The 530-nt window shown below is 67.5% G+C and carries 1 protein-coding gene; it reads left to right on the forward strand.

The annotated features are described in order from the left end of the window. Positions 1–530, forward strand: a 530-nt coding sequence (locus HWX22_RS31420; RefSeq protein ID WP_208456639.1) for an Ig-like domain-containing protein, incomplete at both ends; no start/stop codon positions are given.

Raw genomic sequence — 530 nt, forward strand, 5'->3', positions numbered from 1 at the left:
ACGGTGAGCGGCACGGCGCAGCCGGGCCACACCGTGCACGTATTCGTGGACGGCAAGGAGGTGGGGATCGTCATCGCTGGGGACAACGGCCGCTGGTCGTATCGCCCGGAGACGCCGCTGGCGGAAGGCGAGCACGCATTCAGCGCGAAGGCCGAGTCGCCGGACGGCAAGATGAGCCCGTCGACGGGCGACTATTCGATCGTGGTGGACACGATTGCGCCGGATGCGTCGAAGGACGAGACGCTGCTGGATGACGTTGGTAACGTGACGGGCCCGATCGCGAACGGGACGACGACGGACGACGCGACGCCGGTATACAGCGGCAAGGCGGAGGCCGGCGCGGTGGTGACGATTTACGACGGCGAGAAGGCGATCGGCTCGACGGTGGCGGGTCAGGACGGACGATGGACGTTCCGGCCGTCGGAGCCGCTGTCGGACGGTGCGCATCGACTGTCGACGACGGTGACGGACAAGGCGGGGAACACGAGCGAGCGAGGGGATTCGCACGAGTTCACGGTGGACACGAGCAA

Source organism: Burkholderia sp. BCC1638 (assembly GCF_902833195.1).
GTDB lineage: Bacteria > Pseudomonadota > Gammaproteobacteria > Burkholderiales > Burkholderiaceae > Burkholderia > Burkholderia diffusa.